The organism is Sphingomonas faeni, assembly GCF_024273235.1.
Classification (GTDB): domain Bacteria; phylum Pseudomonadota; class Alphaproteobacteria; order Sphingomonadales; family Sphingomonadaceae; genus Sphingomonas; species Sphingomonas faeni_A.
The window spans coordinates 122,473-146,231 of the sequence record NZ_JANBVH010000008.1; the positions used below are offsets into that span (position 1 = coordinate 122,473).

At 59.6% G+C, this 23,759-nt stretch carries 21 protein-coding genes and 3 pseudogenes; 14 read left to right on the plus strand and 10 right to left on the minus strand.

The genetic code is table 11. The annotated features are described in order from the left end of the window. Positions 1–7: 7 nt before the first annotated feature. From NLI89_RS06290 to NLI89_RS06300, 3 genes are all read left to right on the plus strand, one after another. The gene (locus tag NLI89_RS06290; protein ID WP_254686239.1) at positions 8–1,591 is read left to right on the plus strand and encodes a tetratricopeptide repeat-containing sulfotransferase family protein; all 1,584 of its coding nucleotides are present in this window, start codon (positions 8–10) and stop codon (positions 1,589–1,591) included. A 95-nt stretch (positions 1,592–1,686) separates the two neighbouring features. Continuing rightward, positions 1,687–2,571, plus strand: coding sequence for a sterol desaturase family protein (locus NLI89_RS06295; RefSeq protein ID WP_254686240.1), 885 nt, complete (start codon positions 1,687–1,689; stop codon positions 2,569–2,571). A gap of 88 nt (positions 2,572–2,659) precedes the next feature. Continuing rightward, positions 2,660–3,547, plus strand: coding sequence for a Vgb family protein (locus NLI89_RS06300; RefSeq protein WP_254686265.1), 888 nt, complete (start codon positions 2,660–2,662; stop codon positions 3,545–3,547). A 40-nt stretch (positions 3,548–3,587) separates the two neighbouring features. On the opposite strand, the gene NLI89_RS06305 is transcribed toward NLI89_RS06300, so the two are convergent. From NLI89_RS06305 to NLI89_RS06315, 3 genes are all read right to left on the minus strand, one after another. Continuing rightward, positions 3,588–4,442: an MBL fold metallo-hydrolase gene (locus NLI89_RS06305; protein WP_254686241.1), complete on the minus strand. Its 855-nt coding sequence runs from the start codon at positions 4,440–4,442 to the stop codon at positions 3,588–3,590. A gap of 170 nt (positions 4,443–4,612) precedes the next feature. After that, on the minus strand, positions 4,613–4,942 hold the full coding sequence (locus NLI89_RS06310) for a UrcA family protein (RefSeq protein WP_254686242.1): 330 nt from the start codon (positions 4,940–4,942) through the stop codon (positions 4,613–4,615). 105 nt (positions 4,943–5,047) lie between these two features. Continuing rightward, positions 5,048–5,410, minus strand: a complete 363-nt coding sequence (locus NLI89_RS06315) for a hypothetical protein (RefSeq protein ID WP_254686243.1) — start codon at positions 5,408–5,410, stop codon at positions 5,048–5,050. Between the two features lie 256 nt (positions 5,411–5,666). Between NLI89_RS06315 and NLI89_RS06320 the strand changes: the two genes are divergently transcribed. From NLI89_RS06320 to NLI89_RS06335, 4 genes are all read left to right on the plus strand, one after another. Then, complete coding sequence (locus tag NLI89_RS06320; RefSeq protein ID WP_254686244.1) at positions 5,667–8,138, plus strand: TonB-dependent receptor; 2,472 nt, start codon at positions 5,667–5,669, stop codon at positions 8,136–8,138. Positions 8,139–8,339: 201 nt separating this feature from the next. Next, a complete protein-coding gene (locus NLI89_RS06325) occupies positions 8,340–8,657 on the plus strand; it encodes a 2Fe-2S iron-sulfur cluster-binding protein (protein WP_254686266.1) in 318 nt (105 codons plus the stop codon). Between the two features lie 257 nt (positions 8,658–8,914). Then, positions 8,915–9,076, plus strand: coding sequence for a hypothetical protein (locus NLI89_RS06330; protein ID WP_254686245.1), 162 nt, complete (start codon positions 8,915–8,917; stop codon positions 9,074–9,076). A 548-nt stretch (positions 9,077–9,624) separates the two neighbouring features. After that, positions 9,625–10,314: a DUF4197 domain-containing protein gene (locus NLI89_RS06335; RefSeq protein ID WP_254686246.1), complete on the plus strand. Its 690-nt coding sequence runs from the start codon at positions 9,625–9,627 to the stop codon at positions 10,312–10,314. Between the two features lie 167 nt (positions 10,315–10,481). Here NLI89_RS06335 and NLI89_RS06340 read toward each other — a convergent pair whose 3' ends face one another. Together NLI89_RS06340 and NLI89_RS06345 are read right to left on the minus strand one after the other, a co-directional pair. Next, positions 10,482–10,985, minus strand: coding sequence for a YciE/YciF ferroxidase family protein (locus NLI89_RS06340; protein WP_254686247.1), 504 nt, complete (start codon positions 10,983–10,985; stop codon positions 10,482–10,484). 311 nt (positions 10,986–11,296) lie between these two features. Beyond that, positions 11,297–11,521 (minus strand): hypothetical protein, encoded by a 225-nt coding sequence (locus NLI89_RS06345; RefSeq protein ID WP_254686248.1) that lies wholly within the window; start codon positions 11,519–11,521, stop codon positions 11,297–11,299. Between the two features lie 591 nt (positions 11,522–12,112). On the opposite strand from NLI89_RS06345, the gene NLI89_RS06350 reads away from it, so the two are divergent. Further along, on the plus strand, positions 12,113–12,511 hold the full coding sequence (locus NLI89_RS06350; RefSeq protein ID WP_254686249.1) for an IS5 family transposase: 399 nt from the start codon (positions 12,113–12,115) through the stop codon (positions 12,509–12,511). 46 nt (positions 12,512–12,557) lie between these two features. Here NLI89_RS06350 and NLI89_RS06355 read toward each other — a convergent pair whose 3' ends face one another. Next, positions 12,558–12,755 (minus strand): hypothetical protein, encoded by a 198-nt coding sequence (locus tag NLI89_RS06355; RefSeq protein WP_254686250.1) that lies wholly within the window; start codon positions 12,753–12,755, stop codon positions 12,558–12,560. A 799-nt stretch (positions 12,756–13,554) separates the two neighbouring features. Between NLI89_RS06355 and NLI89_RS06365 the strand changes: the two genes are divergently transcribed. The 5 genes from NLI89_RS06365 (at position 13,555) to NLI89_RS06385 (ending at position 19,907) form a co-directional block, all read left to right on the plus strand. Next, a complete protein-coding gene (locus NLI89_RS06365) occupies positions 13,555–14,754 on the plus strand; it encodes a glycosyltransferase family 4 protein (protein WP_254686251.1) in 1,200 nt (399 codons plus the stop codon). Next, the gene (locus NLI89_RS06370) at positions 14,751–15,719 is read left to right on the plus strand and encodes an NAD-dependent epimerase/dehydratase family protein (protein ID WP_254686252.1); all 969 of its coding nucleotides are present in this window, start codon (positions 14,751–14,753) and stop codon (positions 15,717–15,719) included. Before NLI89_RS06365 ends, NLI89_RS06370 begins: the two co-directional genes overlap by 4 nt. A 623-nt stretch (positions 15,720–16,342) precedes the next feature. Next, complete coding sequence (locus tag NLI89_RS06375) at positions 16,343–17,362, plus strand: polysaccharide pyruvyl transferase family protein (RefSeq protein WP_254686253.1); 1,020 nt, start codon at positions 16,343–16,345, stop codon at positions 17,360–17,362. Continuing rightward, positions 17,359–18,660: a lipopolysaccharide biosynthesis protein gene (locus NLI89_RS06380; protein ID WP_254686254.1), complete on the plus strand. Its 1,302-nt coding sequence runs from the start codon at positions 17,359–17,361 to the stop codon at positions 18,658–18,660. The genes NLI89_RS06375 and NLI89_RS06380 overlap by 4 nt, the downstream gene beginning before the upstream one ends. Beyond that, on the plus strand, positions 18,657–19,907 hold the full coding sequence (locus NLI89_RS06385; RefSeq protein ID WP_254686255.1) for a glycosyltransferase: 1,251 nt from the start codon (positions 18,657–18,659) through the stop codon (positions 19,905–19,907). Before NLI89_RS06380 ends, NLI89_RS06385 begins: the two co-directional genes overlap by 4 nt. A gap of 147 nt (positions 19,908–20,054) precedes the next feature. Here the strand turns inward: NLI89_RS06385 and NLI89_RS06390 are convergent, their stop codons facing one another. From NLI89_RS06390 to NLI89_RS06405, 4 genes and pseudogenes are all read right to left on the minus strand, one after another. Beyond that, entirely contained in the window at positions 20,055–21,314 is a 1,260-nt protein-coding gene (locus NLI89_RS06390) for an O-antigen ligase family protein (protein WP_254686256.1), read from the minus strand. Then, on the minus strand, positions 21,278–22,129 hold the full coding sequence (locus NLI89_RS06395) for a hypothetical protein (RefSeq protein ID WP_254686257.1): 852 nt from the start codon (positions 22,127–22,129) through the stop codon (positions 21,278–21,280). The genes NLI89_RS06390 and NLI89_RS06395 overlap by 37 nt, the downstream gene beginning before the upstream one ends. 152 nt (positions 22,130–22,281) lie before the next feature. Further along, positions 22,282–23,119, minus strand: a pseudogene (locus NLI89_RS06400) (IS3 family transposase); the annotation flags it as partial. Between the two features lie 46 nt (positions 23,120–23,165). After that, positions 23,166–23,477: pseudogene (locus tag NLI89_RS06405) on the minus strand (integrase core domain-containing protein); the annotation flags it as partial. Between the two features lie 153 nt (positions 23,478–23,630). Between NLI89_RS06405 and NLI89_RS06410 the strand changes: the two are divergent. Then, positions 23,631–23,759 (plus strand): annotated as a pseudogene (locus NLI89_RS06410) (IS110 family transposase); the annotation flags it as partial.

The window sequence follows — 23,759 nt, forward strand, 5'->3', positions numbered from 1 at the left end:
AGGGCGCATGGATCGAACCGCCAGCACGGCCACCCGCGCCACCGCTATCCGAGCGGCACTCGCGCACGGCGACAACGAGGGCGCGCTGGCCGCCGCGACCCGCTGGCGCACGGAAGCGCCAGACGCAGCCGAAGCGCATTTCCTCGCCGGGATCAGCGCGGCCGCGCTCGGCAGGATACGCAGCGCGATCGCGCTGATCGAGACGGCCGTCACGCTCGACGGGTGCGGCGAATATCAGGCCCAACGCGCCCGCCTCTACACGCTCGTCCGGCGGGATGCGGACGCCGCATCGGCGCTGGCCGCCGCCGAGCGGTCGCCGCCGACCGACGCGCTCGGGCGCGACACGATGGGCTGCGTCTATGCGCGGCTGGGCGATCATGCCGCCTCGCTTCCCCACTTCGCCGAAGCCGTGCGGCTCGCCCCCGCGAACACCGCGTTCCGCTACAACCAGGCCGCGGCGCTCAGCTTCCTCGGGCGACAGGACGAAGCCGAGCAGGCATTGGAGGCGCTGCTCACGCTGGCCCCGGCCGATGCCCGCGCGCATCATCTGCTGGCAGGTCTGCGCCGCCAGACACCCCACCGCAATCATGTCGACCGGCTCTCGGCGGTTCGCAAGGCGACGCGGTCACCGCATGATCGCCTGCTGCTGGGCTATGCGCTCGCCAAGGAGATCGACGACCTCGCCGATCCTCACGCCGCGTTCGCCATTCTCGCCGAAACCAATGCCGAGCACCGCGCCACGCTGCCCTATCGCTTTGCCGACGATGCCGCCAATTTCAATGCGGTCGAGGCGTGCTGGCCGACGATCGCGAAGGTCCGGGTCGCCGATCCGTCGCCCGCATCGCCGATCTTCATCGTCGGCATGCCGCGTACCGGCACCACGCTGGTCGATCGCATCCTGTCGTCGCACCCCCAGGTCGAGAGCGCCGGCGAACTCCAGGCCATGCCGCTCGCCGTCAAAGCCGCCGCGGGAACACGCAGCCGAACCGTGCTCGATCCCGAGACGATCCGCGCTGCCGCCGAGGCGGACCTAGGCGCGATCGGCCGGGACTATATCACCCGCGCCGCGTCCCACGTCTCCGGTACGAAACCGCGTGTCGTCGACAAATTTCCCGGTAATTTCCTCTATGTCGGCGTGATCGCCCGCGCACTACCCAACGCGACGATCGTCTGTCTTCGGCGGAACCCGATGGACACGATCACCGCCAACTTCCGCAACCTGTTCGCGATCGGATCGCGCTATTACGACTATAGTTACGACCTGATCGACATCGCCGCCTATTACCAGCGCTTCGACCGCATGATGGCGCTGTGGCGCGAGGTGCTGCCCGGCCGCGTGCTCGAACTCCAGTACGAGACGCTCGTCGACAACCAGCGGGAGGAGACCGCCCGCCTGCTCGACCATTGCGGGCTGGACTGGTCCGATGCCTGCCTCGATTTCCATACCAACACGGCGCCCGTCTCGACGCCCAGCGCCGCGCAGGTCCGCCGGCCGCTGTACCGGGACTCGGTCGATCGCTGGCGCCGCCACGCCGACGCGCTGGCGCCCGCGCGCGACTTTCTGGTGCGCCACGGAATCACCATCGACTAGCCGCCTGCGTACGTCATTCGCACACCTGCCACGGCCACCGTCCCATCCTATTGTCACGGAGCAGTGCGGCGGTTTTCACCAACCAGGGGCCTATGATGCAGAAAGTGCTTCTGAGCTACGTGCAGCCCGTGATCGTCGCTGCCATCATCCTGTTCTGGGCGTTCGGCCCGGCGGAGTGGATCCAGAACCCTTGGTCGATCGTGGTCGCGACCCTGACGACGACCGCGCTGATCCAGGCGCTGGAATGGGTCAAGGAGCGGCATTCGAGCTGGCGGCTGACCAAGCGCGAGTTCTTCACCGACGTCTTCTACGTGGTGCTGAGCTACACTGTGATCGCCTGGGCGACGAAGACCTTCGCCGACGAACCGATGATCGCCGCCAAGCAGGCGCTCGGCATCGCGACGCCGTGGGCGATGCACCTCCCGTTCGTGGTGCAGGTCGCGCTGGTCGTCGTGCTGATCGAGTTCGGGCAATATTGGCTGCACCGCCTGATGCACAACCAGTCGTTCTTCTGGTCGACGCATGCGCCGCATCATCATTTGACTCAGCTCAATGCGATGAAGGGCGCGGTCGGCAATCCGATCGAACTGTTCCTGATCAGCCTCAGCGTCGTCGCGTTGCTCGACCTTCCCCAGGCGGCGATCTTCTGCGCGCTCAACATTCTCGCGGTGGTGTCGACCTTCGCGCATGCCAATACGCGTTTCGATCCGCCACGCTGGTACGCGTTCGTCTTCACCACGATCCGGAATCACAGCCTTCACCATTCGGTGGCCTATGAGGATACGCGCTGCAATTACGGCAATTCGCTGATCCTGCTCGATCGCATCTTCGGCACGTACCGCAGCGGCGAGGCCGAACTGGTGGGCCAGGACGAGCGCCGACGCCTGACGATCCCGGAACAATTCCTGTTTCCGGCACGCCCGCTGATCGACCGGATCGGCGCGCGGCGAAGCCGTTCCGACACCGAAATTGCTGCCTGATCGATATGAACAAACGAATACGGGGGCTAAGCAGGGTTTGAAAAAGACAGTGACGACGAAATGGGCCGTGGCGCTGGTCGCAATCGGCATGGTCGTAGCCCCGGCGTTGGCCGCCGGCCCGATCGAGCAGGTTATCCCCGTGCCAGGCTTCGCGGATTTCCTCGCAGTCGATGGCAAGACGGTATGGGCCACCAACAGTGGCCGCGTCGAACGCTGGTCGCGCAACGGCAAGCGCGCGGAAGTGCCGATGGCCCATCCGTGCGGCGCGATGACGATTGCGTTCAAGTCGCTATGGGTCGCGGACTGCAAGGACTTCACGCTCACCCGGATCGACCTCAAGACCGCGAAGATCACCGCCGTCATCGCGACCGGGATCGCCAATCCGAAGGGCGAACTGAACGTCGTCGCGGGCGCCGGATCGATCTGGGTGGCCAGCGACGCCAAGGGCGTGATCGCGCGCGTCGATCCCGCCACGAACGCCGTCACCGCGTCGATCCCCACCAATCCCGACAGCTATTATTTGACCTTCGGCATGGGGTCGCTCTGGGCGGTCAGCGGCACACGGCAAAGCCTGCAGAAGATCGACCCCGCCACCAACAGCGTCGTCGCGACGACCGCGCTCGGTCGCGAGCCCGGCTTCCTGGCGGCGGGCGAGGGATCGATATGGGTGCAGGAACAGGGCGACGGCACCGTCGCCCGGATCGATCCGGCGACCGCCGCGGTATCGGGCCGCGTCAAGGTCGACGAGACGCTTAAATACGGCGACATCGACACGGGCGGCGGCAAGGTGTGGTTGCGCACCACCGCCGGGCAGACCTTCGTGGTGATCGACCCCACGTCGCTCGCGATCACCGCGCGGATGGGTGCGCCTGCCGGTAGCGGCGCGCTCCGCTATACGCGCGCTGGTGTGTGGACCACCGCGCATGACGCACACACGATGTCGTGGTGGCGCAAACCGAAGACGATCGGAAAGTAAGCGCGCATACGAGCGCTTGCCGCGACGCGTGTTCCGGCGATCAGGCGGGCTTGGGCGCTACTGGATAGACGATGAAGTCGGGATGGCGATCGATCGCCGGTGGCGACGTAGCTCCGGCGGCGGCCTTTTCGAGTTCGCCGATTGCCGACGGCGGAAGCGCAAGACCATGCTCCGACGGATGGGCGGGGGCTTCCATCGGGTAATCCCGCCCGGGCGTCGTCGTCATCTCGATATGCGCGCCGAGCAGCGCGCGAACCGGACGGGTCCTGGCAAAGTCCGCCAGCCGAACCGTGCTCGCACGAAACACGTCGAACCGATCGCGCGGCACATACAGCCTGCCGGGATACAGCATGTCGCCCGAGAAGATCAGCCGCGTACGGGCGTCGTAGATCATGATATGCGCCGGCTCGTGGCCCGGGGTCGGTACGACCTCGATCACGCGATGCCCGAGATCGTACCGGCCGATCGCGTTCGGCCAGTCGCGAATGCCAAAAAAGTCCGCGACCTGCTTGGGCTGGAGCCCGACCAGTTCGGTATCCGGCCGATCGCGAAACTCCTCGTCGCCGCCATGATGATCGCCGTGCGAGTGCGAGTGCGCGACGATCAGCCGGACCGGCCGACCGCCGTGGCCCGCACGCCAGTCGGCTATCACCCGGTCCACCGTCGGGCGAATCTTCAGCCCGCCTGCACCGCTGTCGATCAACAGCGCGCGGTTGGTTCCGAACAGCAGATAGATGAAGGGCGCCTCGAAATTGGTCTTTACCGATTGGCGGATGACGAAGGTGTCGGCGTCGATCCGCTGTACCTGCGTCGGGGGTTCGCCGGGCGTGGTGCCATCGATCCAACGGGCGAAATGCGGCCCGACCCTGCTCGGTGCCGCGCTTACTGATATCACGGCGGCCGCGACGAGCGTGACCGATCGCGCAGCTATGGTACGTCTGCCATGCAGGCGGATTGCTTGGTTCATCCGCGAACCGTAGGCGCCGGGATCGGTCCGCCCATACGCCATTTAACGGAGCGGCAACCGGGGCGCAGGCCGAACCGGCTTGCGCCCCGGTCGGACGATCAGCGGGACGCCAGCTGCGTACCGGGCAAGGGATCGCGTGCCGCCGTTGCCACGGCGATGCGGCTGCGCATGTCGGCCATGACATCCGCACGGCATCCGCGCGCCTGATCGGCCAGCGCGAGATGGATCGAACTCAATCCCTCGCCGCACACCGCATTCGCGACATTGTCCATGCGGATCGCCAGCCGCTGCTGTCCCTCGACGCTGGCGAGATCGATCCCGCTGAGGTTGAGGACGGCGCTGTCGGCCGAGAAGGGATTTCCGCCGGGTGCGGCGATGGCAGGCGTCGCCATCAGAATTGCGGCACATGCCGCCAGGCCAATCTTCATCATCATCTCCTGCGTTCGCGGGCCTATCGCTCTCCGGCGATCAGGTGACGATAATGTAAGATCGGCCCGACACGATCACAAGCGCACGCTCACAAGCGCGGGGGCTCAGCGAGCGCTGATGGTCAACGAGGCAATTTCGGTGCGTGACCCGAGCGACCCCGGCGGCAGCATGACCGTCTCGGCCCGCTCCGTCCCCGCATCGGGATCGACGAGTACCACGCGCAGCGCGTAATTCCGGGCGATCGGCCACGCGCGCGCGACATCCAGCGGGACCGTCGCCTGCCAGGCCCGGTCGCCCTCGACGGCGAGATCGCGCCCCCCGATCCTGACGATCATCGTCGCCCGCGCCCGGTATCCCGACAGCCGCAGACAGCTGTCCGCCCCGCAATATACCAGTCGCGCGCGCATTTGCTGCCCCGCCTGCGCCGGCGCGATCATCGTCAGAGCGCAAGACAGACCGGCTGCCATCCGTATCGCGTGAGAAGTGGCATGACGAACCATGGCGCATGGATACCGCTCCGCGCCCGCGCGCGGCATGCGCCGTTTGACGTAGATCGTTGCCGCCACCGCTCCGGATGCGCGACCGGCTTACGTCAAACGCCCCATGTTGGTCCGCCGATAATATCCACACTCTGCCCATAAGCGATTGGCCCCGGACGAGGCGCCGACGTCGTCAGGAAGAACATGGAGAGGCGATAGCGTTTTACGTACCAAGGGGGCTTAGATGGCAGGACGATTCTCGCGCGCGGGTTTATTGTGCGCGACGGCGCTGGCGAGCGTGGCTGGACTTCCCGCGCTGGCGCAGGATGCTCCACCGGCGCCGGCCGCGGCCACCGCGGGGCAAACCGCGGAGTCCGACCCCAACGGGATCCCCACCGAGATCCCCACCGAGATCATCGTGACCGGAAGCCGGCGCCGGACCACGCTTCAGGATGCGCCGATCAATATCAGTGCGGTATCCGCCGAGACGATCGAGTCGCAGCGGCTCGACGACGTCCGCTCGCTCGCCTCCTTCGTCCCGGGTGTCACCGTGGCGGATACCGGGCCGGGATCGACCGGTGGCATCATCCTGCGCGGCATCTCGTCGGGCGATACCAGCGTGTTCGGCGCCAATGCCGGCAATTCGGTCGGCGTGTACCTCGGCGAGGTGCCCCTCTACCTCGATTTCAAGCTGATCGACGTCAATCGGGTCGAGGTGCTGCAAGGGCCGCAGGGCACGCTGTACGGGCTCGGCACGCTGGCCGGCGCGGTGCGCTACATTCCCAATCGTCCGGAAACCGATCGCTTCTCGATCGACGTCCATGGCCGCGGCTATGCGCAGTCGCATTCGGACGATTTCGGAGGGGTCGGCGACGTCGCGATCAACGTGCCGATCGTCAAGGATCACATCGCCTTCCGCACGTCGACCGGCTATTACGACAATGCCGGCTTCATCGATTACAACTACCTGCTGCAACAGCCGGGCGTCTCCGATCCGCAGCCGGGCCGCGCGACGGCGACCTCGACCGGTTCGCTCGGCACGACCGCCGACTATGCGGCCAATTTCAAGCGCAAGGAGGATGTGAACTACGAACACACCTTCACCACGCGCAACCAGCTGCTGCTCGAATACAACCCCGATATCAAAGCGTACCTGACCTACGCGCACCAGACGACCAAGACCGGCGGGCGCCAGGCGAATGGCGCCGGCGTGCTGGGTACCGGCAAGTACGAAGCGCCGTTCCGGTATCTGGAGCCCGTCGATCGCACCGCCGACCTGTTCTCGGCCGAGTTCAATATCAACCTGGGCAGCATCGCCCAGCTGGTGAGCACCACCGCCTATACCAAGCAGCATATCAGTAGCGTCGACGACAACACCGACCTGCTGCTCGACCTGGACTATGGCTACGAGGCGTTTCCCGCCTTCTCGTCCTACGCCAACAACGAACGCAAATATAAGCAGTTCAACCAGGAAGTGCGCCTCGTCTCCACCCATGGCGGCCCACTCAGCTGGGTGATTGGCGGCTTCTACAACCGCCTGAAACTCAACACCGACCGGCGGGAATACACGCCGGGCTTCTCCGAATTTGCAGGCCTCGATCGACCCGACAATCTGGAATATATCGCCCAGCTTCGCAGCAAGACGGTCGAGAAGGCGGTCTACGGCGAAGCCACGCTGAACCTGACCAGCAAGTGGCAGGTGACCGGCGGCCTTCGCTATTTCAAATATGACGCGACCGTCGCCGGGGGAAGCGCGCTGCCGCTGATCGGCGTCGGGATCGGCGCCTTCCCGTCGACCACGATCAACCCCGCCCGGGTGCGGACCGGAGAGACCGGCAAGGACGGCTTCGTCTGGAAAGCGAACACGTCGTACAAGTTCAGCAGCGACCTTCTCGCCTATGCCACCTACTCGACCGGGTACCGGGTCGGCGGCGTCAACCAGGTCGTCGCGTGCACGGCGGAGGATCTGGAAAGGGCCGCATCGGGCGGTCAGGTCCTCTGCGCGCTGCCCAACGAGCTGGTCTACGGCCCGGACAAGACGCGCAACGCCGAGATCGGCGTCCGCGCCAGCCTGTTCGACAAGCGACTCCTGCTCACGCTGGACGGCTATCACGTCAAATGGTCGGGCGTGCAGGTGCCGAGCCAGACGGTCAACGGCGCGATCGGGATCACCGTCAACGGTGCCGAGGCGGTGTCGCAAGGGTTCGACTTCCAGGGCACGGTCAGGATCACCCCGAACCTCGCGCTGACCGGCACCTATTCCTATGTCGACGCACATCTCACGGAGGACGTCACCGGGCTGGTGGTGAGCCAGGGTGTCCGCTCCGATGCCTTCAAGGGCGACCGACTGCCGGGGTCGGCCAAGAACTCGGGCAGCGCGCAGCTCAACTACAGCTACCCGCTGGGCGACGGCCGCAAGATCGAGGCGACCTGGGCGACCATTTACCGCGGCGAGATCTATTCGCGGGTCGGCCTGCGCGGCAATGGCGAGGCGATCCCGGGCTATGTGACGCACAGCGCCTCGCTCAACTACGTCACCAAGCCGTTCGAGGTCGGGCTGTTCGCCGACAACATCTTCGACAAATATGCGGTGACCGCGATCAGCAACGACATATCGTCCTACAACCAGGTGCGCAGCGACGTGGTCGAACGCTATTATTCGCGCGGCGTGCTGACGCCTCGCCGGGTCGGTGTCGAGTTCCGCTTCCATTATTGATCGAGTGTGGAGTGTCGCGCGCGGTTGCCGGATCGACGTGATCCGGCAACCGCGCGTCGGCACTGCCCGCATTGATCGATCATCCCCCTGCCCCGCCGGCGTTGCGCCGGTCGGGTTCGTACGCTTGCTCCAGGACATGGCATGACCACTCTCGCCACCACCACTCTCGCCACCACCACGCCCGTCACGACCACGCTGGCCATGACAAGCATCATCGTAACGACCCGCGACGGCGCCACGCGGACGCTGTCGGCCACCCCCGGCGTCTCGGTGATGGAAGTCATCCGCGACGGCGGGGTCGACGAGCTGCTCGCCTTGTGCGGCGGCTGCCTGTCCTGCGCCACATGTCATGTCGTCGTCGATCCGGCGCAGGCCGCGTCGCTGCCGCCGATCACGGACGAGGAGGACGCCCTTCTCGACGGCCTGGACACCCGCACCCCCACCTCCCGGCTGTCGTGCCAGATCCCGTTCGACGAAACGCTGGCCAACCTGCACGTGACGACCGCGCCCGACGGCTGAGCCCGCACCCGCCGTGGCGCGAGGCGATCCGTGAAGCCGTGATCGCGATGCCAGCCCGTGCAGGGCGACCCGGACCTGATCCAGGGTCTGACGCGGGCCCATTGCAAGAAGGCCCGCGCCCGACCAGCTGAGCACCTCCAAAGAACATTAGGCGAACAAATATACTTGCGACGGCTCGGTCCCGAGCCTAGGACGCGGCCTAAAGCGCTCGCGCAGACGATATACAGACGCGGCCCCAGCTGCGCAGGACGAGGATCATGGTGACTGACGAGGACCGCCGCTATTACGAGCGTCGCGCCGAGATGGAGCTCGAAATGGCCGCTGCAACGGAGGACCCGAACGCGTGCTCGAGCCACTACGCGCTCGCGAATCTATACCTTGCACGGGTGTTCGATGAGAACGCGCGGGAGACCTCGTAAGGGAAGGTCGTCCTTCAGCGGGCGTGACCGCCATGCGCTGCCAATCGATACCGCATCCGGCTTTCGGTACCGAAGCGTAGGCTTGCGATGCCGCCGCAATGCCAAAACCCGGATTCACCGGAGCTCCAGGCGACAGAATGCCTATAAGGTCTATATATTTCAGTGGCTTAAGGTGGTGCGCTTACAGGACTCACATTTAGTGCTGTAGGCCGCAGAATTGCTCGAACTTCGGCCCACCGCCAGATCCGTGGCCCCCGCGTGGCCCACTCAAAATTCGGTCCTTATTTTGGCTTCGAACCTGTGCCTAATGGGACACCGTGCCTTGCTTTGAGAACCCGTGCGACCGTTGATTCGATCTCGGTTTGCGCAACTATTGCGGAGAGGTTTGGCATCCACGGCCCGTATGATTTTGACGAGACATTGGGACTGCCCAAGGCGCTAGTCCTGAAGCCCTTCGCCTATCACATCCAACATCGGTGGTTGTTCAGCCCGCGTTATCACGGCTCAGACCAACAACAATTGGCGCTTTACGACGAAAGGTATGATGCATGTTCGAACCGTCCCGCAGATCCCTCTTGCTTGGGGCGGCATTGCTGGCACCGCTATTTGTCTTGCCGGGGTGCGCCACGACCGGTCCGGGTGGGGATTTGGCGGAGGGTCTGCGGCGGCTCCTCGGCCTGTCCAGTCAGCGCGCGCTGGCCCGGCTCGCCACAGACACTGGATATCTAAACGATCCCGTGGCTCGTATTGCCTTGCCGCCCGGTATTAGCGAACGTTCGACCGCCGTCCTAGGCGCCTTTTTCCGGTCGGCGCCGATCCAGCGCGAACTGATGATGGTGGTGAACCGCGCCGCGGGCGATGCAGCGGACCGCGCCGCTCCGCTGATCTATGCCTCGATCCGGTCGCTGACGTTCTCAAATGCCTTGGGAATTGCACGTGGCGGACCGACGGCGGCTACGTCCTACCTCCAGCAAGCGATCGGCGATCGGATCATCGACGCGATGTTCCCAGAAATTGGAGACGCGCTTCACCAGTTTGGGAGCGGGTCGATCCTGGGACCGGTTCTCGGCGCGGCGACCGGGATCGATATTCCCGCAATCCAGCGCGCTGTCACCGATCAGGCTTCGCAGGGTCTATGGCGTGCTATCGGTCGGGAAGAGGCAGCGATCCGAGCAGAGCCGGCCCGCGCGGGGGATCCGTTGGTCGAAACGATCCTGAGAGGGCGCGTACTGAATTGATCTCATAGCCCCGATGCAGGGATGCAGGCTGCTACGCTCCACTTTCCGCACCGCTGGCAAACCGCCCGAGTTTGGAAGGAGGATAAGCCTCAATTCCCACCCGGGGGTCGTTGCGAAGCTACGCGATCCAAATCAGCCGGGGGCCCGCTGCCCCCCGACATCAAGGCTCACGCCGTGACCGCGTCCGCCTTGGCGTTCACGCTGGATGTCGCCATGGCGGTCAGCTTGTCGTCGGTCGCATATTCCTCGTCGAGCGTCTCTTTTAGGATCGCTGCAATGTCGGTACGGCCGACCTGGTTCGCCCATGCGATCAACGTGCCGTAGCGCGCGATCTCGTAATGCTCGACGGCCTGTGCCGAGGCGATTAGCCCCGCATCGAGAACCACCTTGTCCGCGATTTCGTTGGCTTCCTTGATGATCCCGTCAATCGCCGGGCAGGTCACGGCCTTCGCCTTCTCGACGAGCAGATCTAAGATCCGTTTGAGGCGCGCGATCTGACCCTCGGCCTCTCGCAGATGCATCTCGAAGCCCTGTTTGAGTGCCGAGACGGTCGTCTTGTCGACCATCTTCGGCAACGCCTTGGTGATCTGATTCTCGGCGTAATAAACGTCCTGCAGCTGGTGTAAAAACAGGTCGTCGAACGTCACGATGTCCTTGGAAAACAGGCCCATGTTAGCCTAATATCTGGCTTTCTTGACGCGACCCAAGCCACATAGGGCGAGCGACATGACGCAGCTCTTCACCCCTTCCCAGTCCGCCGAGATCAATGACCGCATCGTTCAAATAATTGTCGCCGTCCTGCGCCAAGGATGACGCCGCACGTCGTTGCCGCGTGATCGCCAACGAACGCTATCTCCACAACACCCCAGAGATCCCGGACTCCGAGCACAATTCTCCCGAACTTGGTGATAATTGGCCTATGCCCTCCGAAGGCAGAGGCCACTGGTTCGAATCCAGTCGGGTGCACCATATTTTCAAAGACTTAGTTCGACCTCCATTTGCCCGTACGGAAAATGTACGGAAAACCTGTATTCTTGGTACGATGGCTGCGCTGCTCTTTGCCAGCCGATTCGCGGCGGGTCTGAGCTGTTGACTGACCCCGCTGCGGGTGTCGCTCGTTGGCCAGCGACACGGCATCGGTAGTAATCATATCTGATGGCGCGGGCGCACTGATCGCCGCGGCATTTGGTAAGAAATTGGTGCCCATGTTCGATTGTCGTGCGCTCGAGATACAGGTGCGCGAAATACATCGACGGTTCGGCGACCAACGAGCTGCTTCGGGAGGCGGCGTTCAAAGCCGCAGTCTCAAGGAAACTGCTATTGTGCTCCACCTAGCTGCCGCGGATGGAGCATGGTCGCAGAGGCGGTCGACATCAAGCACCCGTAGCTGTTGGCATTAAGCCATCGCCCAGCGCCCGATCCCGCGAAGGAAATGTAGTATTGCTCGCCAACATCCGCGCGCTCATCCCCGATCTGCCAACTATGCCTAATGCCGTGTTGATGCCTTGCTGCCTTGCTGCCTTGCTGCCTTGCTGCCTTGCTGCCTTGCTGCGCCAGAAGGCTAAAAAAACCGGATGCCAAGCCCCAATCCGAAACGCCTATACCGAATTATAAAGATACACGGTTTGCTGCTACGCGAAACGGCGCCCCCCTCAAGGAACGGCGTCATGACGGCTGGGTCGCCGTCGACTGCGCAACACCCGTTGGTCCTCCGGCGGGTTATCGATTACTAGGCCATGTGGACAAAGGTTGACGCGCGTCTGATCGGTTGATGCAAGGCTGTCTTTTGGAGGCGGCGTTGGGCGAGCGGATTGGGATTTCGGATGATGAGTGGGCTCTGATCGGGCCCCTGCTGCCGTCGGAGCGAGGACGTGGCTGCCGGCCCGCGGGAGACAACCGGCCCTATTTCGAAGGCATGGTGTGGATGGCGCGGACAGGCGCGCAATGGCGGCATTTGCCGGATGAATATGGCAAGTGGAACAGCGTGTTCCGGCGGTATCGTCGCTGGGTCGTGACGGGCGTGTTCGAAGCCATGCTGGAGACCCTAGCCGCTGTCGTCGAGCGGGATGTCAGCGCCGACATGATCGACAGCACCGTAGTCCGGGCGCACCACTGCGCCGTCGGGCTAAAAAAAGGGATCAAGAATTCGAAGGGCTCGGCCGTTCGCGAGGCGGCTTCACAACCAAGGCTCTCCTGAGCTTGTCGAAGGGCTGCACGCCCGCTGTGATGGTCAGGGGCGACCGCTATGTTTCGTCCTGACGCCGGGCTAGGCCCACGACGTGAAGGGCTTCGGGCCCTTGTTCGGGATGCTGGCTGACCGGATCGAGGCCCTGCTTGTCGATAAGGGCTATGACGCTGATGCCATCCGCCAGGAACTCGCCAGGGCGGATGTCGAGGCGATCATTCCAACCAAAAGTAACCGCCGCATACCGATACCGCATGATCGCGAGAATACCGTTGGCGCAATCTCGTCGAGCGTTTGTTCAGCAAGCTCAAGAACTGGCGCCGTGTCGCAACGCGTTATGACAAGACAGCAGAGTCATATCTCGGCTTCGTCGCGCTCGCATCAGTTACGCTGTGGCTGCCCTTTGTCCACGTGGCCTAGCGCGAAAGGTGCACAGATGGATCTAGATGCATTGGCGGAAGCGGTTGGTGCGGCAATGCCACTCGGAAGGGTCACAATGGCTACGTGCCGGTGCCAGCCGCAGCCATCGTCCGCCGACTTGCAAGTCGACAGATTACGTTCCACGACGGGTGCAGCGTTGCGCAGCCGGACTTTTTCGGTTTCGAAGCTGTGGTCGTCGGACAGTCCGGCAACTACACGCTGATTGCAGACATCACCGTCACGCCGCTGTCGTATCCGCAAGGTAGCCGAGATGCCGTAAGGAACATGCGTAGCTTTACTAGGGAGTGTGACCACCGACCATGCTCTTGCCCGCCAGGAGCAGTCCATACCCCAATTCCTCTTCTCCAGCTGGGGGGATTTTGAAGACGTAACATACTGGATTTTCTCAGCTGCTTAAATATCAGGTGCCAAGAGGTTTCTACATCAAGCGATGCTAGCTTCCTAGGTCAGCTGCGAACGAACCTCATGCTAAACGCTCAGAGGGCAAAAACCGTGTTCGCAAGTGCAGCAAGAGCTTGAAACCATCGTATTAATCACTAAACACTCGAGGCTACCGAGATGCGGCAGTGCTTCTATGGTTTCCGTGGTTGATCAAGGGCTCTAACTGAATGCGCGTGCTCATCTCCGATTATTCAGGCCACCCCTTCCAGGTGCAACTCTCCCGAGAGCTTGCGCGTAAAGGCCACGAAATTCTGCACACGTACTCTGCCGGCTTCCAGACACCTAAAGGCAACCTGGTTGTAGCGGAAGATGATCCGGTAGGATTTGCTATTCAGCCGGTGCGAAATAGCAAACCGTTCGTAAAGAACTCTTTTTTCAGGCGGCGTAGCCAGGAGATTGAAATTGGGCATGAGTTAGCAAAGCTCTGCGCAGATTTCAAACCTGACATAGTTGTCTCCAGCAACGCGCCCCTGGATACTCAAAGGATTCTTTTCGAAGCGGCGAGATTGCAAGGTGCAAAGTTCGTCTTTTGGCTTCAAGATATATATAGCGAGGCTATTGGTAGAGTCATTCCCTCTAAGTTTCCAATTGCGGGCCATTTGATTGCGGCTTGGTATAAGTATCTTGAATTTCGTATCTTGAAAAACAGCGATTATGTGGTCGCCATAACCCCCGACTTTCTCCCCATACTTAGTGCTCAAGGTGTTCGAACGGACGCTATGAGCGTGATAGAAAATTGGGCGCCTCTCGACGAACTTCCACGTCATCCACGAGAAAACGAGTGGGCGCAGTCGCACATGCCCGGCGACGCGATACGTATAGTGTACTCTGGTACACTCGGATATAAGCATAATCCTGCGCTTCTTAAGGAATTAGCGTGGCAACTCCCCACTGCTCACATCCACGTTTTTTCGGAGGGCGAGGTTGCCGATAAGCTTAGAGTTGAGTCCCGCTCTGAGGGTCTAAGAAACTTATCGATACATCCTTGGGTTTCATTTGCAGATTTACCCAAGATGCTGTCTGGCGCTGATATCCTTGTTGCTATCATAGAGCCTGATGCAGGTATCTACTCTGTTCCGTCAAAGGTTCTAACATATCTTGGGATTGGCAGACCCGTTCTTGCGTCGGTTCCGCTAAATAATCTTGCCGCCAGGCTTATTAAGAATAATCAAGCAGGATTTGCCTCCCCTCCAGGCCAAGAACTTGAGCTGATTAACAAAGCCCAGGAACTTGCGGCGGATCCCGCGCTGCGCCAGGTTATGGGAGACAACGGGAGAAAATATGCTAATCATGCCTTTGACATTGAAGCTATAGGTTCTCGCTTCCTCGATATCCTTTCTTCTATTTATATTGCCTCAGGAGATTCTAAATGAAGACGGCACTCGTTCTTGGAGCAGGCGGTTTTATTGGTGGACATCTGGTCAAGCGCCTTAAGGAAGAAAATTTTTGGGTACGCGGCGTCGACCTTAAGTTTCATGAATATGCTGAAACGCATGCGGACGATTTCGTGGTGGGCGACTTACGTGAGCAAGACTTCTGCCGATCTGTGATAGACCGTGGCTTCGATGAAGTTTATCAACTTGCAGCCGACATGGGTGGGGCGGGATATATATTTACTGGAGAGCACGATGCAGACATCATGCACAATTCTGCGACCATTAACCTAAACGTTGCCGATATCACACATAAGCGTAATATTAAAAGAACGTTCTATTCCTCTTCTGCCTGTATGTACCCTGCGTATAATCAAGAAGATCCGGAGAACCCAAATTGCAGAGAAGATTCAGCTTATCCGGCTGCGCCTGATAGTGAATATGGCTGGGAAAAACTGTTTTCTGAGCGGCTATTTCTGGCCTACAATCGTAACTACGGCTTGAACAACCGAGTAGCTCGCTACCACAATATCTTCGGCCCAGAGGGTACTTGGACCGGCGGCAAGGAAAAAGCGCCAGCTGCTGTCTGCCGTAAGGTCGCTATGGCGAAGACCGGCGATGCAATAGAAATTTGGGGTGATGGCCTGCAGACCCGCTCGTTCCTCTATGTCGACGAGTGCGTTGAGGGTACGCTACGCCTCGCCCGATCGGATTTCGAAGGACCGGTCAACATCGGTTCAGAAGAGATGGTAACGATTAACCAGCTGGTTGACATCGTTGCTGACATTGCCGGCAAGAAGATCGAGAAGAACCACATTGCTGGGCCGACAGGGGTGCGCGGGCGCAACTCTGACAATAGCCTAATCGCCGAACGCCTCAACTGGTCGCCGTCGCAGACGCTGCGCGCCGGTCTAGAAAAGACCTACGAATGGATCGAGTGGCAAGTCCGCCGCAACGCTGCTTGATCGCGTGATCATTTTCGCTCCCCTCCCGCCAGGCCCCCTCCGTGGGAGCTCTGGGGGGCGGGCGGCGTCCCGGAGGAGCGATAACGTTTGAGCCCTCGGGCAAATGCGTCTTTGTTGTCGGGCATTGAGGAATGTTCGCACCTGCCTACCATTATCCAAGCTTGAAGAATAATTTTACTCCGCAATAGACAAAGCAGTGCCACCGTCATCGATGAGGACCACGAGGGAAAGTTATTTGACCAGTCAGATTATTTATCTGGAGAATGGAGCATAACTGCGATTTGTTCTATAATTTTTACTGTATCTATGCCTGCCTTAGCCCACCTCACCATTATTTTAGTGAGAGATGGTCAATATTCGTCATAGTGTAAACGCCGGTATCATTGACCTGAGGAGTCTCGTCTGTGGTACGGCTGACCGTTATCTCTTAATTATTACTTACTTTACCGAACCTGACGTCAAATGCGTAAGCTAATGGTTAATTTCCGCGTTGCTGAACTTGGCTGAGTGTCCTATGTCGTATCATGTACCGTAGTTGCTTTCCTCCGCATGCGTAGCGTCAGTAAGCAATCTGCCAAAGCGGCGTCATTTGTCGCTGTGCCGCATCAGTTTTGGAGATCGTCTTGCGCCGCATCCTGATCCATGGTTATTTTGGTGGCCGCAATTTCGGTGACGAGCTAATGCTGCTTGGATTCCTTAACCGCGAAGTTCGGCCAAGCGACCGGGTGGCGATCATCACCCCCAACGGAACCGTACCGCTGCATCTGGCTAGCCGAGTCGAACGTGCCTTTGCGAAGAAACCCGCTTCTTTTCTCAAGGGCCTTATATGGGCAACTGATTTCGTGCTGTGTGGCGGCACTGTGTTCCATGACGGCTATCCAGATGATCGCCATACCTCATACCGCAAGAACCTGATCGCAGTGGCCGCCTTGCTCCGCGTCGCGCGGCTGGCCGGGAGACGGGTCCATCTTGCCGCGATCGGGCTAGGGCCGCTGCGCCGTCCGCTTACTCGTTACACCGCACGGATTGCGCTTGGCTCAGCAACCACGATCGGCCTCCGTGATGATCGTTCGGTCACTGATGCGATTATGCTCGGATTTGCCGACCGTTTCACGCAAGTGCGGGATCTCGCGCATGACAGTGGGCTTGATGGCCTCCGTGCGGATGTGCGCCGAGGCCTTGCACTGTCTGTGGTCTCTACCAACCTAATCTCGACAACCGATCCGATTACGGCCGCCGCATTCTATGATGACCTTGCCGATCTGATCGCCACATTCCAGGCGCGCACCGGCGAACCGGTCCGCCTGCTAATCATCTGTGTCGGATCGGCCGACAGTGACGTGGGCGTTAGCGAATCTTGGCAGCGCCGGTTGCACGCCGTCGGAGTGCGCGATCTGACGGTGGTTCCGTTTAATGGCAGTCCCGCCGAGATGGCGGGTGAATTGGCTCGGGTGCGCGGGGTGATCGCCATGAGATTCCACGCTGCGACGCTTGCCCAAAAAATTGGTACGCCGACCTTCTGGCTAGCCTACCAGCGCAAAGTGCTCGACGGGGCAGCCGATCTGGCGGTGCCGCATGACCGCATCGGAACGCCGGTCATAGCGACGCTTCCACTGATCGCTGCCTTTCTCGACAGCCTGTGACGATTACTCCCGTGAGAGTCAGTCCGATCATCATCCAATTGATTCGCAAATTCGGCGGAGCCAGCGTGTTTGTTGCGGCCGGCCGGCTCTCGTTTCTCGTGCTGGTGATAGTGGCTGGTCGGCTTGTTCCTTCTACTGAATTTGGCTTGTTCATGGTTGCGTTAGCAACCAGCCAGATCCTCGGAATAGCATTGACCGGAGGTACTGGGCCGGCCGCGCAATTGGTGGTGGCCGATGGGATCAGCCGAAATCGGCCGGCGGTCGTCATCGGTTTCGTGCGTTTTACCGTGGTGCTCACAATGTCGCTCTCGGTCAGTGTTTCGGCCTTGTTTCTCGCTGTTAGCTATGTTGCGCGTGGCTGGATCGGTTCGAACTCGGCGCTTTCAGTGCTCGGCGGAACCGGCATGCTCCTCGTGCCCATGGCGATGAGTACGGTGCGCGAATATGTTGCTCGAGCACTCGGCTTGATACATCTCTCCTTCGCCCCGCGTGACATTTATTGGACATTGCTACTCTGCGCGCTGCTAGCGATATTGCCCCTTGCTCGCATTCACTTCGTGGCGATCGCGGCGATCACCCTGTTCATAATTGAAACATTGTTTTGGGCAGTGATCTGGCGCAATGCGCTGGCTGGAATCTGGCACCGCCGGCGCGATATGCGCAGGTATCACGGCAAGTGGCTCAAAACCTCGCTATGGATGATGAGCAATTTCGTCGCCGGTTTTTCGTTCGAGCGCATCGACACGTTGGCAGTCGGCTTACTCGGTTCACTTGATGCCGCCGGGGTGTATGGCGTGGCCAACCGCGTCGCGCCGCTGATCTCGCTTTGCCAGCGCTTTGTAGTGCCAGTTGCGCTACCTGCGATCGCTAAAGCGAATGCTGCAGGTGATGCCAAGGGGGTCCGCTCGGAAATACAGCACGGGCTGATTATTTCACTACTGATGGCGGGACCGCTATTCATTGGGATCCAGCTCTTTGCCCCTTATGTCATGGCCGTCTTTGGCCCGCGCTTCGTTTCCGGTGCGGCTACGCTGCGCATCCTTGCTGTCGCGCATTTCGCGCTGGCAATGCAGGGCACGCTCGGAGCCGCGCTGACTGCCGCCGCATCGCCGTCGATCTATTCGCGCTATGCTTGGACCGCATTAAGCGTGACGGCCGTCGTGCTATTGATAGCTACGCCCCGCTTTGGCACCGCTGGGGCGGCCACAGGTGCTGCGGTGGGCATCTGTTGCCTGTTCATCGCGATGAGCCTGACAATCTGGCGCCGGTTCTATTCCGTGCGCGGGACGGCAGCATGATCGCCCCGCTTCCCGCTGAAGACCGCGCCACCATAAAAGTGCTATCCTGCATCGCGGCACCCTTTTGGGGTGGCCTGCACGTCGTGGTCGAGCGAACCACACCCCATTATATTGAATTTGGCGTGACACGCTGGTTGGCCCTGCCGATTGCCGACGACAGGATGCGCAACCGGTTGACCGCAGCAGGCGCAAATTTGCTTGAGTGGCGCCCTGGGCGCCCGCGCAAGACGCTCAATCCCTTGATCAATTTGCGGTATCTCATGCGGTTCCGCGCCGACGTCGTTGCATTGCGTCATCATATTCGCGACCATGAGATCGATATCATTGAAGTCGCTGGACTACTCAATTTCCAGCCCGTGCTGGCCGCTTGGTGCGAAGGTAAGCCGATCGTCTGGCAACTTCATTCGACGCTCGCCCCCACACCTTTGCGGATCGTAATCGGCAACCTAGTTAAGCGTCTAGCAGCAGTGGTCATGACCTCGGGCGAAGGTATGATTACACGCCATGGCGGCCTGTCAGGTTGCAAGGTACCGATGGTGCCCTTTGCCGCACCGATCGATCTCGCCCGGTTTCGTGCCGATCCTGCCCTACGCAGCCGGGCTCGCGCGGCAATGGGCTTCGCAGATGATGACTTCGTAGTCGGCACCCTGGGTAATCGCGGCTGGCAGAAGCGTCATGAATACATCGTGACGGTCGCAGATATGCTGCGCGCTAGGCCTATCAAGTTCGCCATCACTGGCTCCAAAGTAGAAACCAACAACGCCTATTACACCAAGCGCGTGCTCAATGAGATCACTCGGCTGAAGCTTGATAAGACTGTGTCCATTATTGATCAGTCCGATGAGGCGCAAGTTATTATGAATGCATTTGACGTTTTTATCTTACCGTCTATTTCTGAAGGCGTGTCGCTCGTGACGGCCGAGGCATTGGCCTGCAGCATTCCCGTCGTCGCCTCCAATGTTGGCAGTATTCCTGATCTGGTTGATGACTCGGTCGGCGCACTATGCGACGTCAACGATGCTGCCGCATTCGCGCGCGGTATCGAGCGGATGTGGAGCGACCCTAACATCATGCGGCGTGGCGCTTTATGTCGAGCCCGCGCCGAAGAGCGCGCTGGCGATTTGCGCTGCGCCGAAGATCACATTCGCGCTTACCACTTGGCTCTGGGCGTACGCTCAAAAATGACTAAGCAAGTCCCGATGTCACACCCGCACGATCGAGACAGATGGTCCAGGGAATCTGAATAAGGTGAATAAGTACACTGCCGATCAGGCGGTGGACATACTGCCCGCGATGTACGTGCTGATGGGAGCAATCCCCGCAGGATGAAACCGGTCGTGGGCTAGGCCAGATGCAGACGCTTCCGCAGCCTAACCCCGTGACTATTGCACAAATTAGAAGCGGACAACCTCGCCCGTCGACCGGACACCCATGCCCGCGATCGCTCGAGATTTCCACATCCCGCTAATTCCAGCCTCAGTACCAAGAGCGCAGAGCACGAATGCGTAAAGAGAGAAGGTGAAGGAGTCGAACAGAAAACCCTCAAAGATGGCGCCAAAGAGCATCCCGATCAGCGCCCCACAAAGTACGGCATGCTCTGGAACCGGGGACCCTTGCAACTTGATGCGAATAAAGTTGTAAATCGTGTAAACGATGAAGACGCCAAGCAAAAGTGGATAGATAATCCCAACGGCAGACCATCCCCGAAGATACGAGTTTTCGCTAAAGTTCGGCAAACGGCCTGTTCCCAAGAACACATTTGTGTCAATCAGCGAGAATAGATAAGACCAAGATTCTGCTCGTGTGTTAACATTATTCCGGTCGTACTGGTTGAATCCTTCGGCATCTAAGCTGAATGCGAAGTACGAATTTATAGCTATTGCAAAAACTATTGTCGCGGCCAACACATAGATAGGCTTAATTCCGCGGAGGAATAAAGTTCCGGCTGAGGATACAACGAAAACAATTAGACCTGTTCTTGATCCTGACATTAATAACATTGCTAGCGCACCAAGCAGGGCAGCCAGACGTAAACCATTAAAATACCAGCGCCGGTATTGGGTTCCCATAAGGAACAAAGCAAGCAAGCCCATCTGTACACCGATAAAATTAGGTTGAATGGTAGTCCCTAGGAAGCGCCCATGATGGAAGCCCATGCCAGTAGCTATAATAGAAAGATTGAGCGCCACGTGTAAGATGCCGAAAGCGCCGACACCTCGACAGATCTCGCTCGGTATATCTGCCGGATTGCGAGAGCCAGAGACATAGCTTCCGATCAGTATGAAAACTGTCACTACTACGCCAGCGGAGGCGAGCTGTACCGCATATTGAAGATCGCTAGGTATAAGCCTAAGGCACTCAAAAATAAGAAGAAGGCCAAGAATTAAAGAGCCGCGTCGGAAAGGGTACGAAAGTCGCCCGTTTTTCGCGACCATTGCGATCAAAAAAAATGGCAGAACAATCAGTGCATATGGTGCAAACTTCTTTATTATCAAAATATATTCGGGCTGCTGAAAGCCTTTCATAAACTCCGATGCGGCAAAAATATCTACATCGTATTTGTAGGAAGAAGCAAAAAGCAAACAGAAAGTTGCCCAAGATAGCCAATTTCTAAACATTAGCGCTTCTTTGCCAATACCCAGGATCGAACCCAATCGACCTGCATTACATAAGCCCGTGGATTTGCAAGCAATGCTGCCACGTCAGGAATGCCTTGCTCTTTGGACGGCTCAACGTCAAAAATCATATACATTGACTTTGTAAAGTCGCCTTGAAGATTATGACTCCCGACGTAGCGGCCATCAACATAAATTTGAACCTCTTTGGGAGACTTGTACCAAGCCCCGTACACATGCCAATTCGTGTTCGGACTGATTATCGTACCGATTAGATGCGTGTGCCGTTTGTTTTGCCAATGTGTGTTCGACCGCGCCTGATATTGCATATCTGGGTGGTTTACTGATAGTCCGTAGTTTTCGGATATATCTATCTCTTGCCCGCTTTTAATCTGGAGGAAGAACGCCGAGTCTAATGAACTTGGGGCGGCCTTGATACGAGCTTCATAGTATCCTAGGCCCGCAATTGGGCGTAGGCTACTGATAGAAGGAGAAGCCATCCAGCGAGACCTAAATCGCTCGTCCAAAGGAGTTGTCCGCAACTCTAAGTTTCCGTTAGTTACGACGACATTATCGGGTTTAAACAAGCCGGGTGCTTTGCCCATGAACCAGGCATGGCGATTCCGCCACTTCTGTTGATTTAACTCCGAACCGTCAAATTCATCGCTGAGCGCGGTGTTAGGCTCCCAAGTCTGTCCGAACACGACCGGGGGTCTTGCGTGTGTGCTCGCTGTTGCGGTGGCTAAAGTTAGCGCAGCAACAGCGCGACCCCAGGCATTCACAGAAATTTGTACCACGTGGGCCTCGGCAGTAATGTTTTTCGGCGCATCCGACGACCATATACCAGTCAGCAAACCACACAATCAGTGTTTCTAAAACCGCATCTCATCGCCCTCTGTGACACTCCTTTGACCGTACCCAATTTTGTTGGACGCCCTAACTCCAGAGGTGGCCTCGGTTGTCTAAGCAGGCTCGCGGTTTGGGTAAATAAATCGGTGCTTGTTGGTCATGCCGCTGCGAGAAGCGGCTCGTCGAAGTAAACCTGGTCCGGCGTTCTGGCACCAAGGGCTGAATGTGCCCGGACGCTGTTATAAAACGCAAAATATCGGCCTATCCCAGCGCGGGCTGCTGGAACCGAGGCGTAGGCGTTGAGGTACATCCCCTCGTCTTTCACCGAGCGCCAGAGGCGCTCAACGAACACGTTGTCGCGCCAGCAACCCTTTCCATTCATGCTTATGGCGATCTCTTCGCGGTGCAGGACGGCGGTGAAGGCCGCACCGGTGAATTGTGAGCCCTGATCCGTATTGAAAATGGAAGGCTTGCCGTACCGTGCCAGCGCCTCTTCTAACGCTTCGATGCAGAACGCGACATCCATCGAAATCGACACCCGCTAGGCCAGCATCCGCCGGGTGAACCAATCGACAATAGCGACCAGATAGACAAAGCCGCGAGCCATTGGGATGTACGTGATATCCGTCGCCCAGACTTGGTTCGGCCGGGTCACTGCCAGCTTGCGCAGCAAGTACGGATAGATCTTGTGCCCCGTCGCTGGTTTCGACGTGTTCGGACGGCGGTAGATCACCTCGAGCCCCATTTGCTTCATCAGCGTCGTGACATGCCGTCGCCCGATGACCACGCTTCCTGCCAGAGCAGATCGCGCAGCATCCGGCTGCCGGCGAACGGTCAAAGCAGATGAAGCTCGTCGATCTGCTGCCTGATCAACAGGTCGACCGGCGATACAGGCCGCGGGAGATAGTAGATGCTGCCGCGGCGGATATCGAGCTGCTGCGCTTGGCTGACCAGCGGCAGCGCATGGTCACGTCGATCATCGCTTTGCGCTTGGCAACAGACCAGCTTTTCCGAGCGCACCGGCTGACCTGCTCCCCGTTTTCAGGCCGCTGATAACTTAGCTTCGGTGTCCATATGCCCCTGGCGTGGGCGGTTCGTAAACTCGGCGGGTGCCATCCCGCCAAGACTGCTGTGCGGACGCACGGTGTTGTAGTCCGTCCGCCATGCCTCGATGATCCGTCTCGCCGCAGCCAGCGAGGGGAACAGGTGTTCGTTCAGACACTCGTCGCGCAAGCGACCATTGAACGGTTCCACGAAGCCATTCTGCTGCGGCTTCCCCGGGGCGATGTAGTGCCACTCGACCCCAGTGTCCTGACACCAGGCGAGAACGGCATGACTGGTCAGCTCGGTGCCGTAGCACATTGGGAAGCGCCGGTTCGGAGCCGCTATGGCCCTGATGGAGACAAGGCCGCGTAGCGGCCGCAGGGTTCATCAGGGCAAGCCATGGCCGGCCAGCGGGTGTCTAAAGTGAAGTTGTCGAGACAACACTTTGGAGGCCGACCGACCATGACCAAGCTTACCCCTACGCCTGCTGGCGCCGTGCTGGTAGCCATCGACATGTCCAAGAACCGGCAGGAAGTCCTCATCGAGCGACCGGAAGGCGGCCGGCGTCGGCGGATGACCGTCATGGCAACC